Consider the following 18,075-nt stretch of genomic DNA (forward strand, 5'->3'; position numbering starts at 1 on the left):
ACGGAAAGGAATCAAGACTGGTCAACCTAGACTGGTGGCGATAATAAATATAAAGGACAAGACGTAATCAATTTGCTAGGCGGCGTTTGTCTGCCCGGTATTTTTGCGTCGACATTGAACTGGAAGGATGTATCTATGGTAAATAGAGAGCAAAATTCACAGGGTCTATATACTCCTGAACTGGAGCATGACGCTTGTGGAATCGGTTTTGTTGCTCACCTTAAAAACCGTAAATCTCATGACGTAGTGACCCAAGCGTTAGACATGCTGGCACGAATGGAACACCGTGGTGGTCAAGGTTGTGACCCATGCAGCGGTGATGGTGCAGGTATCTTGCTACAAAAACCTCATGAATTCCTATTAGAAGAAGCCGTTAAACTCGGTATTAAACTGCCTTGTTTCGAAAAGTATGGTGTGGGTGTCGTTCTATTCCCAAAAGATGAATACAAACGCGCACAGTGTCGTGACATTCTAGAGCGTAATGCCAAACGCTTAGATCTTGAAGTGATCGGCTATCGCGTAATGCCAACCGATAACTCGATGATTGGTGCCGATCCACTCAGCACTGAACCTCAGTTTGAGCACGTGTTTATCTCTGGTGGCCCCGGCATCACACCAGAAGAGCTTGAACGCAAACTGTATGTTCTTCGTAACTACACGGTACGGGTTTGTCTAGAAAGCATTTCGAACATTGGTGACGACTTCTACATAAACTCAATGTCATACAAGACATTGGTGTACAAAGGTCAGTTAACGACAGAACAAGTTCCTCAATATTTCTTGGACCTGCAAAACCCAACCATGGTGACTGCGCTGGCACTGGTGCACTCGCGCTTTTCAACCAATACCTTCCCGAAATGGCGCCTTGCACAGCCTTTCCGTTACATCGCTCACAACGGTGAAATCAACACTGTTCGCGGTAACCTGAACTGGATGAAAGCTCGTGAAGCGATTATCGAATCCGATCTGTTCACTCAGGCAGAGATCGACATGCTGCTTCCAATTTGTCAGGAAAACAGTTCAGATTCATCCAACTTCGATATGGCACTTGAGCTCCTAGTTCTCTCTGGTCGCAGCCTGCCACATGCTCTGATGATGATGATCCCGGAAGCATGGCAAGAAAACAAAACTATGGATCCGAAACGCCGTGCATTTTATCAGTACCATGCGAATGTAATGGAACCATGGGATGGCCCTGCATCGGTCTGTTTTACTGACGGTGTTCAAGTCGGTGCGACTCTAGATCGTAATGGCCTTCGCCCTTCTCGCTACACAGTGACCAAAGATAACTTCCTTGTGATGGCATCAGAATCAGGCGTGGTGAACATCAAACCTGAAAACGTAGAATTCCGTGGCCGCCTGCAACCAGGTCGTATTTTCGTGGCGGATCTAGAACAAGGTCGGATCGTTTCTGATGAAGAAGTAAAAGACACCATCGCGACAGCGCAACCTTACGAGAAATGGGTAGAAGAAAATCTACTCAGCCTGAAAAAATTACCAGATGCGAGCAACCAATTCAGCCAACCTAATCCAAAACATCTTTTGTATCGCCAGCAAGCGTTTGGTGTCAGCACCGAAGAAGTGAACGAAATCATCGTTCCAATGGCGAATGACGGCAAAGAACCACTGTCTGCAATGGGTGCCGACTGGCCACTCGCGGTGCTTTCTCACCAATCTCAGCATCTTTCAAACTACTTTAAGCAGCTGTTTGCGCAGGTCACCAACCCGCCGATAGACCCGATCCGTGAGCGCATGGTAATGTCGCTCAACACCTATTTGGGTAAAGATCAAAACCTGCTGGCTGAAACCCCGCTTCACTGTCAAAAGGTAGAGCTGGAATCACCAGTCCTTGCTAACTCTGAACTTGAGAAACTGCGTGCGATCGATAACGAACATCTCCAAGCGAAAACGCTCGATATCGTATTCCAAGCCAGCGAAGAGCAAGGCAAGCTAGAGCGTGCACTAAAACGTATCTGTCAATACGCAGAAGACGCGGTGATCGATGGTTACTCAATCATCTTATTGACTGACCGTGCCGTGAACTCAAATCACGCAGCGATCCCTGCAATGCTCGCTGTTGGTGCCGTTCACCACCACTTGATCCGTAAAGGGCTACGTGCGAAGTGTGATATTGTGGTTGAAACCGCTGACGCACGCGAAACGCACCACTTTGCAACGCTTATTGGTTATGGTGCCAACGCGGTTAACCCTTATCTAGTGATCGAAACCATCATTGAGCTGCAACGCACGAAGAAGTTAGATCCAGAAGCAAGCCCGCGCGATCTATTCAATAACTACCGTAACGCCATCAATGGTGGTCTATTGAAGATCTTCTCGAAGATGGGGATTTCAACGCTACAGTCTTACCACGGTGCGCAAATCTTCGAAGCGTTGGGTATCCACAAATCAGTGGTAGACAAGTACTTCACGGGGACGGTTTCTCGTATTCAGGGTCTGACGTTAGATGACATCGCCAAAGAAGTGCTCGTTCGTCACCGCATTGGCTATCCACAACGCGAAATCCCAATTCAAATGTTGGATGTTGGCGGTGTGTACCAATGGAAACAACGTGGTGAAAAGCATCTATTCAATCCAGAAACGATTTCTCTACTGCAAGAATCAACGCGTAACAAGAACTATGAGCAGTTCAAGCAATACGCAACCGCGGTAGATAAACAAGGTGATAACGCGGTTACGCTGCGCAGCCAATTGGCATTCATCAAAAACCCTGCCGGTTCTATCTCTATTGATGAAGTTGAACCAATCGAAAGCATCGTCAAACGCTTTGCGACGGGCGCAATGTCATTCGGCTCTATCTCTTACGAAGCGCACTCCACACTGGCTGTTGCGATGAACCGCCTCGGCGCAAAATCGAATTCTGGTGAAGGTGGTGAAGACCCAATGCGTTTCGAACGCAAAGACAACGGCGATTGGGAACGCTCAGCTATCAAGCAGGTGGCTTCAGGCCGTTTCGGCGTCACCTCCTATTACCTGACTAACGCAGATGAGCTGCAAATCAAAATGGCTCAAGGTGCGAAGCCAGGTGAAGGTGGTCAGCTACCGGGTGACAAAGTGGATGACTGGATCGGTGCAACCCGTCACTCGACTCCGGGGGTCGGGCTGATCTCACCACCGCCACACCACGATATCTACTCCATCGAAGATTTGGCTCAGCTGATCTACGATTTGAAGAACGCGAACCGCGCGGGTCGCGTGAACGTGAAACTGGTATCGGAAGCAGGCGTAGGTACTATCGCGTCTGGTGTAGCGAAAGCCAAAGCGGACGTGGTGCTTATCGCTGGTTTCGACGGCGGTACGGGAGCCTCGCCAATGTCTTCAATCCGCCACACCGGTCTTCCTTGGGAGCTCGGCTTGGCAGAAACCCACCAAACGCTACTGAAAAACGGTCTACGTAACCGTATCGTGGTTCAAGCAGATGGTCAGATGAAGACACCTCGCGACCTTGCAGTCGCAACATTACTGGGCGCAGAAGAATGGGGCGTAGCAACCGCAGCATTGGTGGTTGAAGGTTGTATCATGATGCGTAAGTGTCATAAGAATACCTGTCCTGTGGGTATCGCGACTCAGAACAAGACACTTCGCGAGCGCTTTGATGGTCGCGTAGAAGACGTGGTCACCTTCTTCCAATACATGGCGCAAGGTCTGCGTGAAATCATGGCAGAACTGGGCTTCCGCACTATCGATGAGATGGTCGGTCAAGGTCAGAAGTTGAAGATTCGCCAAGATATCTCTCATTGGAAGTACAAAAATCTCGATCTGTCTCCTGTTCTACACGTTGAACAGCCACGTGAGTCAGACGGTATCCATAACCAAACGCAACAGAACCACAATCTGGAATCGGTGCTTGACCGTAAATTGATTCAAGCCGCCATTCCTGCACTCGAGAAAGGCGAAACGGTGAATGCCGAATTCCCTATCGTTAACACGGATCGCTCTGCGGGTACCATGCTGTCAAACGAAATCTCAAAAGTGTACAAAGATGCCGGTCTGCCTCAACCAATGAACGTGAAGTTCAAAGGTTCTGCGGGTCAGTCATTCGGCGCATTCCTAGCTAAGGGCGTGAAGTTCGAAGTGGAAGGCGATGCGAACGACTACTGGGGTAAAGGTCTGTCGGGCGGCACGTTAGTGCTCTACCCAGACGCGAAATCAAGCATTGTCGCAGAAGATAACATCGTAGTGGGTAACGTATGTTTCTACGGGGCAACCTCGGGGGAGTCTTTCATTCGCGGTATGGCTGGTGAACGTTTCTGTGTTCGTAACTCAGGCGCAAAAGTGGTGGTAGAAGGTGTCGGTGACCACGGTTGTGAATACATGACTGGCGGTGCAGCGATCATCCTTGGTTCAACCGGTCGTAACTTTGCCGCAGGTATGAGTGGCGGTGTCGCTTACGTGTGGGATAAGTCAGGCGACTTTGAGTCGAAACTGAACCCAGAGCTAGTAGACCTAGACCCTATCGAGCAAGAAGACAAAGCTCTATTACTCGGCATGCTAACTAAGCATGTTCAATTCACAGGAAGTGAAGTCGCTCAGTCTTTCCTAGACAACTTTGAAGCAAGCCTCGCCTCTATGGTTAAGGTGATGCCGCGTGACTACAAAGCGGTTCTTCAACAACGTCAGGCTGAAGCGCAGTCTCAAGGAAACGAAACTCAAGCGGAGGCAGTGTAATGGGTAAGCCTACTGGATTTTTAGAACATGGTCGTGAACTACCACAGAAGATCGACCCAGCTGAACGTATCAAGAACAACAAAGAGTTCGTTCTGAACGAGGAGTTTGGTAACAAAATCAACACTCAAGCTTCTCGCTGTATGGACTGTGGCGTACCGTTTTGTCATAGCGGTTGTCCTATCGGTAACATCATCCCTGAGTTTAACGATGCCGTCTATCGTGATAGCTGGGAAGAAGCCTGGAACATTCTAAGCTCAACCAATAACTTCCCTGAGTTTACTGGTCGTGTGTGCCCAGCACCATGTGAAACCTCTTGTGTGCTTGGCATTAACCAAGACCCAATCACCATCTGTAATATCGAGAAAACCATCGTGGAAACGGCGTACCGTGAAGGATACGCCAAGCCAAAAACGCCACGTTCTCGCACTGGTAAAACAGTGGCGATCATTGGATCTGGCCCTGCTGGTCTATCTGCTGCTGAGCAGTTAAACAGCGCAGGCCATACCGTGACGGTATTCGAGCGTGACGAGAAAGTCGGTGGCCTGCTGCGTTTTGGTATTCCAGACTTTAAACTGAGCATGGAAGTGATTGACCGTAAGCTCAATCTAATGGCTGAAGCAGGGATCGAGTTTAAGGTTAACCAACACATCGGTGTAGATGTAAACGCACAACAACTTCGTCAAGAGTACGATGTCGTTCTGTTAACAGGTGGCTCTACCGTTCCGCGCGATTTACCCGTTTCGGGGCGTGAGCTAAAAGGCGTTCATTTCGCAATGGAATTCCTAGGTCAAAACAACCGACGTGCCAATAACATGGACCTGAAAACGGAAGAGATTCACGCAAAAGGTAAACATGTGGTTGTCATTGGTGGTGGTGATACAGGCTCAGACTGTGTAGGTACATCAAACCGTCACGGCGCGAAGAGCATTACTCAAGTAGAGATCATGCCCATTCCGCCAGAGAAACGTCCAGCGAATATGCCTTGGCCACAATATCCAATGATCATGCGCACTTCGACTTCTCACGAAGAAGGAGTGGACCGTCATTGGAATATTCTGACTAAGGAATTCATCGGCAACGATAAAGGCGAAGTCACTGGCCTACGCATTTCAGACATCGTCTGGGAAGAGGCAAAACGAGGCGAGCGTCCAAGCTTCAAAGAAGTCGAAGGCAGCGAACGAGTCATCCCATGTGATATGGCATTCCTCGCAATGGGCTTTCTACACCCAGAGCCAAGCGGTGTATTGGCTCAACTGGATATTGCTTTGGATGATCGCGGTAACGTGGCAACTCAAGATTTCGCCACCAACCAAGAAGGCGTATTTGCTGCCGGTGACATGCGTACTGGCCAGTCTCTGGTTGTGCGTTGTATCAATGAAGGCCGTGAATGTGCTCGTACTATCGATGATTACTTAATGAGTGGTACAAACTTAGAAGCGAAAGCAGACTCATTGATGCTTTCTGCATAAAGGGAAGTACTCGCACTCCCTCTTTTCGAGTCATAACCCAGCCATCAGTACTATCGATGGCTGAGGTTGAGAAAAGAAAACAATTCCTTCCAACCTTTCTATTTTGACCAGCATTTTATGCTGGTCTTTTTTATTTCCCACAGAGTCAAACGTTACTTTTTTGTAACGTTAAATTCTCTATTAATTTGAAATAACTGAACTATTTCAGATATTTACATGGAAAATACCATATTCACGTGATGATCTACTAATAACTTGACCTTTTTTACAACAAGCTATAGCTTGTAAGGCTGATGAAAATAAAACACACTAAATTTGTTAAATATTTCACAGTATTTATTGAATAAATAGACATAAAGCTATAAAGGTGATGCATAGTTAGTCATCACGATCAACGTAAGCAGTGTTGATATACCTGTCTGAAAGACAGGTAAGCAAAGGGAGAATTGCAATGGCTCTTTATGATCCAAGTCTTGAGAAAGACAACTGTGGATTTGGCTTGATCGCGCATATGGAAGGCGAACAAAGCCACAAGCTGGTTCGTACAGCAATTTCTGCACTTGACCGAATGACTCACCGAGGTGGTATCGCCGCCGATGGTAAAACCGGTGATGGTTGTGGTCTTCTGTTACAAAAACCCGACTCCTACTTACGCCTCGTCGCGGAAGAGAATGGTTTTAACCTTGGCAAACAATACGCCGTGGGAATGATTTTTTTCAGCCAAGATCCGGTGAAAGCTCAATTCGCTAAAGATATCGTCAATAAAGAGCTCGCCCAAGAAACCTTAACAGTTGCAGGCTGGCGCGAAGTGCCCACCAATTCTGAAGTGCTCGGCCCCATAGCTACCGACTCACTTCCCAATATTCAACAAGTGTTTATTTCTGCCCCCGCAGGATGGCGAGAGCGAGATATCGAACGCCGTCTGTATATTGCTCGTCGCCGTATCGAGAAACAGATCACTGAAGATCCAGATTTCTACATCTGCAGTTTGTCGACTCAAGTGTTGGTGTACAAAGGCCTTTGTATGCCAGCCGATTTACCACGTTTTTATCTCGATCTTGCTGATTTGCGCATGGAGTCAGCGATATGCTTGTTCCACCAGCGCTTTTCCACCAACACGCAACCGCGTTGGCCATTAGCACAACCGTTTCGTTACCTTGCCCACAATGGTGAGATCAACACCATCGAAGGCAATCGCCAATGGGCACGTGCACGAGCTTATAAGTTCTCATCTCCATTGTTGCCCGACCTACAAACCGCCGCACCATTTGTCAACGAGACTGGCTCAGATTCTTCAAGCCTAGACAACATGTTGGATCTATTCTTGGCAGGGGGGATGGATATCTTCCGTGCGATGCGCATGCTTGTGCCACCAGCGTGGCAAAACCATCCGGATATGGATCCGGATCTTCGCGCGTTTTACGATTTCAACTCCAAGCACATGGAACCATGGGATGGCCCTGCTGGGATCGTCCTGTCCGACGGTCGTTATGCTGCATGCAACCTAGACCGAAATGGCCTTCGCCCTGCTCGCTATGTAATAACCAAAGATAGATTGATCACCCTAGCATCAGAGATCGGCATTTGGAATTACGCTCCAGATGAAGTCGCAGAAAAGGGGCGTGTCGGCCCAGGTGAACTCCTCGTTATTGATACGCGCAAAGGCAAACTTTGGCAATCGAGTGAAATCGATAACGACCTCAAATCTCGTCATCCCTATCGCGAGTGGATGGAAAATAACGTCCACAAACTGATTCCATTTGCTCAGCTTCCAGAAGAGCAAGTCGGTGAGCGTAGCTTTGATGCTAATTTGCTCAAGACTTATCAAAAACAATTTGCAATGACGAACGAAGAAGTTGACCAAATCTTACGCGTGCTCGGTGAAATGGGTCAAGAAGCCGTTGGTTCTATGGGTGACGATACTCCAATGGCAGTACTCTCTTCAAAAGAGCGCTTAGTGACTGACTACTTCCGCCAGAAGTTCGCGCAGGTAACCAATCCACCGATCGACCCACTGCGTGAAAAACACGTGATGTCACTGGTGACCAGTATCGGTAAGGAAATGAATGTCTTCTGTGAGACGGACGGACACGCACACCGCGTGACCTTCGATTCACCCGTGCTACTTTATTCGGATATGCAGCAACTACTTGAACTTGGCGACGATCATTATCGTAATACCATTCTCGATATCAATTACGATCCGCAAGAAAAAGATCTCAAGCAGGCCATTAATGAACTGTGTGAACAAGCCGAGCAAGTGGTACGTGAAGGCACTGTTTTAGTCGTTCTTTCCGATCGTGCGTTAGTGAAAGGCAAGCTGCCCATTCCCGCAGCCATGGCCGTGGGTGCCGTGCAAACTCGATTGCTCAATGCCAACCTTCGTTGTGATACCAATATTGTGGTCGAAACTGCCACCGTACGTGATCCACATCAATTTGCGGTACTACTTGGCTTCGGGGCAACCGCCGTATATCCATACCTTGCTTATGAAGCACTAGGTAAACTGATTGACGACGGCGCACTAGAGAAAGCATATCGAGAGGTGATGCAGAACTATCAGCATGGCATCAACAAAGGCTTGTACAAAATCATGTCGAAGATGGGCATTTCAACCATCGCCTCTTACCGCTGCTCACAATTGTTTGAGGCGGTTGGCTTAAATCAAGAAGTCGTTGATCTCTGCTTTAAAGGCGTGACGACCCGCATTCAAGGGGCAAATTTTGAAGATTTCCAACAAGACCTGACCAACCTATCGCGTAAAGCATGGGCGAAACGTAAGTCCATTGAACACGGTGGCTTGCTAAAATACGTCCACGACGGCGAGTACCATGCTTATAACCCCGATGTGGTTGGAACACTGCAACAAGCTGTAAAATCGGGAGAACATAGTGACTACCAAAGTTTTGCTAAGCAGGTAAACCAACGACCAGTGGCAATGCTGCGTGACTTAATGTCATTGAAAAAGTCTGATTCGCCGCGACCACTAGAGAGCGTTGAGTCAAAAAGCGAGCTGTTTAAACGTTTCGACTCCGCCGCTATGTCGATTGGTGCTTTAAGCCCTGAAGCGCACGAAGCACTGGCAATTGCAATGAACCGTCTCGGTGGCTACTCAAACTCAGGCGAAGGTGGTGAAGACCCGCGTCGTTTTGGTACTGAGCGTAACTCCCGAATTAAGCAGATCGCTTCTGGTCGATTTGGCGTAACTCCGCATTACTTAACGAATGCCGACGTTCTGCAGATCAAAGTCGCGCAAGGAGCAAAACCCGGCGAAGGCGGTCAGCTACCTGGCCATAAAGTAACGGCTGAAATCGCGAAACTGCGTTACTCGGTTCAAGGGGTAACACTGATCTCCCCTCCTCCACACCACGATATTTATTCGATTGAGGATTTAGCTCAGCTGATCTTCGATTTGAAACAAGTCAATCCCAATGCATTGGTATCGGTGAAGCTGGTATCTGAACCGGGGGTGGGCACCATCGCAACAGGGGTAGCAAAAGCGTATGCCGACCTGATTACTATCTCTGGTTACGATGGGGGAACGGCCGCAAGTCCACTGACATCCGTAAAATACGCGGGTAGCCCGTGGGAGTTAGGTCTTGCCGAAACCCAGCAAGCACTGGTAGCCAATGGTCTGCGTCACAAGATCCGCTTGCAAGTCGATGGGGGGTTAAAAACCGGTTTAGATGTGGTTAAAGCCGCAATTTTGGGAGCGGAGAGCTTTGGCTTTGGTACCGCCCCAATGGTAGCGATGGGCTGTAAGTATTTACGAATTTGTCACCTCAACAACTGCGCCACAGGCGTTGCAACTCAAGATGAAACATTACGTAAAGAGTACTTCAAAGGTCTGCCTGAAATGGTCGTAAACTACTTTACGGGGCTTGCAGAAGAAGTGCGAGGCTTACTTGCGGAACTTGGTGTTGAGAAACTCACCGACTTAATCGGCCGCACTGACTTACTAGAAACGATGGAAGGTTTTACCGCCAAGCAAACTAAGCTCGACCTGTCTAATATTTTAGAAGCCCCTGTTTCAGCCCAAGAGCTGCCTTTGTTTTGGACAGAACCAAATACACCATTTGATAAAGCAGAGCTTAACCAAAAGATAGTAGAAGATGCCATACATGCTATAGAGAACAGCCAGTCAACAAGCTTGTTCTACAATGTGATCAATACCGATCGCTCAATAGGGGCTCGACTATCAGGTGAAATAGCCAAGCGCTATGGTAACCAAGGTTTAGCAGCAAATCCTATTAAGATTCACTTAGATGGCACCGCAGGACAATCCTTTGGAGTTTGGAATGCCGGTGGTGTTGAACTGTACCTCACTGGCGACGCGAATGACTACGTGGGAAAAGGTATGGCTGGCGGTAAGATTGCCATCAAACCTCATCTAGGGACGGCATTCAAATGTAATGATGCAACCATCATAGGTAACACCTGTTTGTATGGCGCCACTGGCGGCAAGCTGTTTGCTGCTGGTAAAGCTGGTGAACGTTTTGGGGTACGTAACTCAGGTACCATCGCGGTTATCGAAGGTGCAGGCGACAACGCGTGTGAATACATGACAGGTGGTATTGTCGCGATCTTAGGTGCCACCGGCGTGAACTTTGGTGCTGGTATGACCGGAGGTTTTGCCTATGTGCTTGATGAAAACCAAAGCTTTGAAGGTCGAGTCAACAACGAATCCGTTGAAGCTATCTCACTGTCTGATCTTTATATCCATCAAGAGCACTTGCGCGGCTTAATTGCAGAGCATTTAGAAGAGACAGGCTCTAGTCACGCAGAAAGTATTTTAGCGAACTTTGATGAATGGATTCCGAAGTTCTATTTGGTTAAGCCGCAAGCTGCAGACTTAAATACGCTGCTTGGTCACCAGAGCCGCAGCGCCGCTGAACTGCGCGTTCAAGCCCAATAAATCATGGAGGATGTTTGAATCATGAGCCAGAACGTTTATCAATTTATCGATGTTCAACGCGTAGATCCGGCGAAAAAGCCCATTACAGTTCGTAAAATTGAGTTTGTAGAAATTTACGAACCATTCACTAAACAACAAGCCACCGCCCAGGCGGACCGTTGCTTAGATTGTGGTAACCCATACTGTGAATGGAAGTGTCCCGTACATAACTACATCCCTCAGTGGCTCAAACTTGCCAATGAAGGACGTATTATTGAAGCGGCAGAGTTATCGCATCAAACCAACAGCTTGCCTGAAGTATGTGGCCGAGTGTGTCCACAAGACCGTTTATGTGAGGGATCGTGTACACTCAATGATGACTTCGGCGCCGTCACTATCGGTAATATCGAAAAGTATATTACCGATAAAGCCTTCGAAATGGGCTGGAAGCCAGACATGTCTATGGTGGAATGGACGGATAAAAAAGTGGCCATTATTGGTGCTGGCCCAGCAGGTTTAGCTGCCGCGGACATTTTAGTCCGAAATGGCGTAAAAGCCGTTGTTTTCGATCGCTATCCTGAAATTGGCGGGCTGTTAACCTTTGGCATTCCTTCTTTCAAACTGGAAAAAGGTGTCATGGAAAACCGCCGCCGCGTCTTTACGGAGATGGGGGTTGATTTCCGTATGAATATTGAAGTCGGTAAAGATGTACCAATGCAAGATCTTATCGATGAGTACGACGCCGTATTCTTAGGCGTTGGCACCTACAAATACATGCGGGCTAATTTAGAAAATGAAAGCGCACCGGGCGTGTATGACGCGCTGCCATTTTTGGTTTCAAATGCCTACAAAGTAATGGAACTCGAAGGCAACCAACCGTTTATCGACATGGCAGCTAAAAAAGTAGTTGTGCTTGGTGGCGGTGATACCGCGATGGATTGTGTACGAACCTCTATCCGTCAAGGTGCATCCAACGTCATTTGTGCCTACCGCCGCGACGAAGTCAACATGCCAGGTTCGCGCCGAGAAGTAAAAAACGCGAAAGAGGAAGGTGTACAATTTATGTTTAACCTTCAACCACTTGGTATTGAGATAGACACTTACGGTAACGTATCTGGCGTTAAAGTCGTGAAAACAGCACTGGGCGAACCGGATGAGGCTGGCCGCCGCCGCCCAGAGCCAGTAGCCGGAAGCGAACACATATTAGCTGCAGATGTTGTCATCATGGCGTTCGGTTTCCAACCTCATCAAATGGATTGGTTAACTCCATACAATGTTGAGCTTGATCAGTGGGGACGAATTCAAGCCCCTCACAATCAAGAGTTTCAGTATCAAACTAGCAATAAAAAGATCTTCGCAGGTGGTGATGCGGTCCGAGGGTCAGATCTCGTGGTGACCGCCATTGATGAAGGCCGAAAAGCCGCCGAAGGTATCCTCGATTACCTCGAAGTGTAAAAAGCTCCCATGTTAAAAAGGGTCTGAATATAGGATCCTTTTTTCTTTTATTACATATCATTATACCCAAGTGACTTTAAGCTTTGTATTCAAAGCCGAACCACTATCTTGAGGTTATTTAGGTATCAATTCCTCCAATAAGGAATAAACATGATGAAAAATACAGCTCTCCTTTCCATTACTTTGCTCAGCTTAACCGCATGTAGCCAAGGAGTTACCACCATGCCAGATCGTACTCAATCTCCGTGCAGTGATAAACCCAACTGCGTTTCAACTCAAGATTCAAGAGACGAACATCACCTAGAAGCCTTTATGCTCACTGAATCCGCAACCTTAGATAAGATAGAGCAAGCTGCGCTCACGCTACCAGGAGCAAAAACCGCAATCAAAGAAGATGATTATCTACGCGTCGAATGTACATCGAAAATCATGCGCTTTGTGGATGATCTCGAATTAAAGATCTCGGGAGAGCAACTTATCGTACGCTCAGAATCACGCTTAGGTTATTCTGATTTTGGCGTAAATCGAAAACGCGCAGAACAATTACGAGAAAAGCTCACTCAAGCCGAGCTCATCAAATAGAAAACAGGTAACTGGGAGTGCTATACTCTCCGCCGACTAAAATATTTACCCAAAGAGAGTGTTATGAAAGTTGGTATTATCGGTGCGATGGAACAAGAAGTGGCCATCCTGAAAGAATCAATAGCAAATTGCCAAACCGTCAATAAAGCGGGTTGTACGTTTTTCTCTGGTCAAATTAACGATGTTGATGTCGTACTGTTGCAATCAGGCATCGGTAAAGTGGCGGCGGCTGTGGGCACCACTATCCTTTTAAATGAATACCAACCAGATGTTATTATTAACACCGGCTCTGCAGGTGGCTTTGACTCAAGCTTAAATCTAGGTGACGTGGTTATCTCAACGGAAGTTCGTCATCACGATGCAGACGTGACGGCATTCGGTTATGAAATAGGCCAAATGGCAGGTCAACCAGCGGCATTCAAAGCCGATGAAAAACTGATGAATCTAGCAGAAAAAGCGCTTGCTCAAATGGACAACACCCACGCGGTTCGCGGCCTGATTTGTACTGGTGATGCATTCGTGTGCACTGCCGAGCGCCAAGCGTTTATTCGTGAGCACTTCCCATCGGTTATCGCGGTAGAAATGGAAGCCTCTGCAATTGCGCAAACTTGCCATCAGTTCAACACTCCGTTTGTTGTTGTACGTGCAATTTCTGACGTAGCAGATAAAGAATCACCAATGAGCTTTGATGAGTTTTTACCGCTTGCAGCGAAAAGCTCTTCGAAAATGGTGGTCAAGATGTTGGAATTGATTAAGTAAATCCAATCATTCATGGAAGTCATTTTTCAGCAATTTTATGCTAATGGTGCGCTCCTCATTATGTGGGGCGCGTTGTTATTTCATCTCATCCTTCCCATTCCCCGCTCAGCACATCCGGTCACAATATGGCGCAAGTTGGCAGAGCAACTGGCTGAAAAAGTAAACAATAACCACAGTTACTCACAGAGCCTGACTTCCGGCAGTCTTGCATTAGGCTTGATGTTATTGCCTTGCTGGATCTTGCTGATGACAGTGGAGCCATTCGTTTGGCAAGTGCCTTTATACGAACTAGTGCTATTGATCATTGCTTTGGACTGGCGCAACGGCGAAGCTTTAACAAAACAACTCGTCACAAGTCTGTCGAGAGAAGACAAAGCTCAGTGCCGAGAATTATTAACACCATACCTCAATCGCGACACGGACAGCCTCTCGATCATCGGCATAGGTAAAGCTGGCTCAGAAGCTCTGATTATGGGATACAGCCGCAACGTAATAGGTGTGCTATTTTGGTACGCACTAACTGGTGGTATTGGTGCGTTAATGTATCGACTAACAACAGAATTAGCCCGAGTGTGGTCACCTAGCCGACGCCAATATTTGCCCTTTGGTAAACCTGCGGTTCAACTGGTTGCCGCTCTGGATATTATTCCACTTCGTCTCTTTGCCATACTTTTAGCTGTAGGAAAGAACGTAAGCAATGTGCTTTCTGGAGTGCAGCAACAAGCGAAGTCTTGGCCACTACCTGGACCTGCCTGGGTGTTGTGTACCATCGGACACAAACTACAACTCTCTTTATGCGGCCCAGCTATCTATCAAGGTATACGTGCCGAACGCGCAAAAATCGGTGGACGCATTGCGCCATCGGCTATTCACCTTTCGCAAATACATACACTGCTCGTTTGGCGAGTCTTCGTTTGGATAGCTATCCAAAGTCTGCTTTTAGGGATGATTTATCAAGGATTATGATGAACAAACTCTGTTTCACCTTTGCGCTGTTGTTGTCCTCAACAGCCCTAGCGCAGAAGCCTGCTCAACGCATTGTGAGCTTAGCGCCTCACGCCACTGAAATTGCTTTTTCGGCAGGTCTAGGGGACAAGCTAATCGCGGTAAGTGAAATGAGTGATTATCCAGAGCAAGCGAAGCAACTGGAAAGAGTGTCCAATTATCAAGGCATCAAATTGGAGCGTATTATCGCACTTCAACCTGACTTGGTTATTGCTTGGCCGACAGTAACCCCTGCAAAAGAGCTGGAAAAACTTAAGCAATTCGACATTCCTATTTATTACTCCAACACAGGCTCACTGGAGGATATCGCCAACAACATTGAACAATTGAGTCAATTCAGCGAAAAGCCACAAATAGGCCAAAAAGCAGCAACAGCATTTAGAGCACAACTGGCTGAGCTCAAAGTGAAATATAACACCGAAGATAAAGTACTTTATTTTTACCAACTGAGCGAAAAGCCTATCATCACTGTCGCAGGGAAAAACTGGCCAAGCGAAGTATTTACCTTTTGTGGCGGCGAAAACATTTTCGCCACCGCGAGCGCTCCCTACCCTCAAGTGAGCATCGAGCAAGTGATCACTCGTCAGCCAGAAGTCATTTTCACTTCACGTCACGCAATGGGTAACAATGATATGTGGTCTGAATGGCGTGATGATCTTCCCGCTCTCAAGAACAAAAATGCTTTGCCTCTCAACTCGGACTGGATCAATCGCCCGACGCCAAGAACACTTAATGCAATCAGCGAAGTGTGTGAACACTTTAAAAAGGTCCGCCAAAAACGCTAACGTTTTTATGATAAATACCGTACAATTTCTGCCCGTTTTTTCTCACACAGTTTAAAAGGTGCCAAGTAACATGGACTCCATGCTGCTTTATATGATCGACTTGTTTGGTACCGCTATTTTCGCCGTCTCTGGCGTTTTACTTGCGGGCCGACTGAAAATGGATCCCTTCGGCGTTATCGTGCTCGGCAGCGTTACGGCTATTGGTGGTGGTACGATCCGAGATATGGCACTTGGTGCCACTCCCGTATTCTGGATAACAGATACCACTTACCTGTGGGTGATTTTTGTCACTTGCCTGTTGACGATGCTCATAGTTCGACGACCTAAACGACTTTCTTGGTGGATTTTACCCGTCTGCGACGCCATCGGCCTCGCTGCGTTTGTTGGTATTGGTGTAGAAAAAGCACTCGCTTACAATGCATCAGGCATGGTGGCAGTCATCATGGGGGTGATCACTGGTTGTGGCGGAGGGATCATACGCGATGTACTCGCCAGAGAAATTCCAATGGTATTGAGAAGTGAGGTGTACGCCACCGCATGTATTATTGGCGGTATCTGCCATACCATGGCGGTTAATATCGGTTTTGATCACTCGATAGCATTACTCTCCGGTGTTATTTCAACGCTCGTGATTCGGCTTGGCGCGATTCGTTGGCACTTGTCACTGCCAATCTTTGCCATCAATCGATAGCCCACTCTCCCCATCAATTGATTCAACATCGCCGAGCTGCTCCTCGGTGAGGTTGATATGCGAATCCTTCCTTAGCGTCTCTCCAAAAACTCAGTTATATTAGGCAACGATTCCCAATATTCATGGATAGATATGTTACTAGAAGGCATCGAAACACTCTTAGTTCTGAGCAAAGAAAAGACCATGAGTCGTACAGGTAGTCAGCTCTATATTAGTCAATCCGCAGTGAGTAAACGCATTGCGAACTTAGAAAGGAAACTCGGTAAGAAATTAATTGAACCGAATGGTCGACATATAAAATTGACATCGGACGCTCTTGCCCTCATCAATACGATCGAACCAACATTCAATGAGCTTAGAGGTCAGATTCACGATCAACAGGAATTAGAAGATACTTCTTTGATCAAAATGGATTGCTCTGAAACCTTAGTTGCTGGGTATCTTAGCGTTATCATGGAAGAACGTTTCACTCAAGACCAATACTTGCGGATATCAACGAATCACACCCCACGTATCATCGAGAACGTCAAATCAGGTAAAGCCACTCTCGGCTTTTGTGCGGGGTATTTACCACCTCATCACGGTTTAATGAGCTTTCATCTCGCCGATGAACCTTTTTCAATTATTAGTCGGCACTCACTGCCTTGGTTGCCTAAAGCCATTTTGACCAATGATTTGAGTAATCCAGCCAATACCTACCAACAAGCGATCCTGTCTAAATACGGTGTTGAACCTTTGATGGAAATGGACTCCTACACTGCCGCTGCACAGCTTGCTTTAGGCGGTATGGCACCTGCTCTTATACCAAAATCCATTGTAAAAACACTCAATATCTCACCCGATTGCTGTTACCACTTTGCAGAGCTCGACTCTTTAATTCGCCCAATACATCTCTGTTTGCGTCACAGTACACACCGTAATGAGCGAGTTAAAAGACTGATAGAATCCATTGCTGATGTTGTTGCCAAAGAAGTTTTGTCGCCATTAACATAGACATCATAATGACCAGAGGACGAATCCACTTTTGCCCTTTAGTAACCACTACTTTGGCACCAAGTTGAGCACCAATAAAACCACCGACCGCCATCGTCAAACCAATTTCCCATACAGGAAGTCCCGCTAAAATAAAAAATAATAGTGCGGCGATATTGGACGTGAAGTTGAGGATCTTAGTTCGAGCAGTCGCATCCACCAAGGAGAAGTGACCCAGCGCGACAAAACAAACGGTAAAAATAGAACCAGTGCCGGGGCCAAAAAAACCATCATAAAACCCCACACTGCCCCCAATACACAGCGCAAATGTCGCTTCAGAAAGCTTAGGTTCTCCGTCGGTTTTTCTTGTTGTTGGTGCGAGTAAAAAATATAAGGAGATCGCAATCAGGAGAACGGGAATCAAACTAGTCAGTACACCAGCATCAATAACCTGTACGGCCTCTGCACCAATAGCCGCGCCAATAAAAGTACACAATACGGCGATTCGCATTTCTTTGAGACTCACGATGCCATTGCGCACGAAATACAAGCTAGCAGAAAAACTCCCAAATGAACTTTGTAACTTATTCGTTGCTAATGCCTGAGTTGGATTAAGACCCGTAGCCAATAGCGCTGGTAGCGTTAATAGTCCGCCGCCACCCGCCATCGCATCAATAAATCCAGCCGCCGTTGCAACCATGAATAGTGTCGCCAACATCTCGACTGTAATTTCCACTTACGCTTCCTTTTCAAAGAGCTACCAAAGAGAAATCAACG

11 protein-coding genes are annotated in these 18,075 nt (G+C 47.2%); 10 read left to right on the top strand and 1 reads right to left on the bottom strand.

What is annotated here, in order from left to right; translation table 11 throughout:
• Positions 1–135 precede the first annotated feature (135 nt).
• The 10 genes from gltB (ATG66_RS17505) (at position 136) to ATG66_RS17550 (ending at position 17,319) form a co-directional block, all read left to right on the top strand.
• Complete coding sequence (gene gltB / locus ATG66_RS17505) at positions 136–4,686, top strand: glutamate synthase large subunit (protein WP_098416510.1); 4,551 nt, start codon at positions 136–138, stop codon at positions 4,684–4,686.
• Positions 4,686–6,155, top strand: a complete 1,470-nt coding sequence (locus tag ATG66_RS17510; protein ID WP_098416511.1) for a glutamate synthase subunit beta — start codon at positions 4,686–4,688, stop codon at positions 6,153–6,155. Before gltB (ATG66_RS17505) ends, ATG66_RS17510 begins: the two co-directional genes overlap by 1 nt.
• Before the next feature lie 451 nt (positions 6,156–6,606).
• Positions 6,607–11,070, top strand: a complete 4,464-nt coding sequence (gene gltB / locus ATG66_RS17515; protein ID WP_098416512.1) for a glutamate synthase large subunit — start codon at positions 6,607–6,609, stop codon at positions 11,068–11,070.
• A gap of 21 nt (positions 11,071–11,091) precedes the next feature.
• Positions 11,092–12,504, top strand: coding sequence for an FAD-dependent oxidoreductase (locus ATG66_RS17520; RefSeq protein ID WP_098416513.1), 1,413 nt, complete (start codon positions 11,092–11,094; stop codon positions 12,502–12,504).
• 153 nt (positions 12,505–12,657) lie between these two features.
• Positions 12,658–13,086, top strand: a complete 429-nt coding sequence (locus ATG66_RS17525; protein ID WP_098417099.1) for a DUF1499 domain-containing protein — start codon at positions 12,658–12,660, stop codon at positions 13,084–13,086.
• A 63-nt stretch (positions 13,087–13,149) separates the two neighbouring features.
• A complete protein-coding gene (mtnN, locus tag ATG66_RS17530) occupies positions 13,150–13,845 on the top strand; it encodes a 5'-methylthioadenosine/S-adenosylhomocysteine nucleosidase (RefSeq protein ID WP_098416514.1) in 696 nt (231 codons plus the stop codon).
• Positions 13,846–13,857: 12 nt separating this feature from the next.
• Positions 13,858–14,811, top strand: a complete 954-nt coding sequence (locus tag ATG66_RS17535; protein ID WP_098416515.1) for a cobalamin biosynthesis family protein — start codon at positions 13,858–13,860, stop codon at positions 14,809–14,811.
• Positions 14,811–15,635: a vitamin B12 ABC transporter substrate-binding protein BtuF gene (gene btuF / locus ATG66_RS17540; protein WP_098416516.1), complete on the top strand. Its 825-nt coding sequence runs from the start codon at positions 14,811–14,813 to the stop codon at positions 15,633–15,635. Before ATG66_RS17535 ends, btuF begins: the two co-directional genes overlap by 1 nt.
• A 70-nt stretch (positions 15,636–15,705) precedes the next feature.
• Complete coding sequence (locus ATG66_RS17545; RefSeq protein WP_098416517.1) at positions 15,706–16,326, top strand: TRIC cation channel family protein; 621 nt, start codon at positions 15,706–15,708, stop codon at positions 16,324–16,326.
• Positions 16,327–16,458: 132 nt separating this feature from the next.
• The gene (locus ATG66_RS17550) at positions 16,459–17,319 is read left to right on the top strand and encodes a LysR family transcriptional regulator (RefSeq protein ID WP_098416518.1); all 861 of its coding nucleotides are present in this window, start codon (positions 16,459–16,461) and stop codon (positions 17,317–17,319) included.
• Here ATG66_RS17550 and ATG66_RS17555 read toward each other — a convergent pair.
• Positions 17,255–18,034 carry a TSUP family transporter gene (locus tag ATG66_RS17555; RefSeq protein WP_098416519.1) on the bottom strand — a complete coding sequence of 260 codons (780 nt, stop codon included), beginning with the start codon at positions 18,032–18,034 and terminating at the stop codon, positions 17,255–17,257. The genes ATG66_RS17550 and ATG66_RS17555 overlap by 65 nt on opposite strands.
• Between the last annotated feature and the right edge of the window lie 41 nt (positions 18,035–18,075).

The organism is Vibrio sp. ES.051, assembly GCF_002563795.1.
Taxonomy (GTDB): domain Bacteria; phylum Pseudomonadota; class Gammaproteobacteria; order Enterobacterales; family Vibrionaceae; genus Vibrio.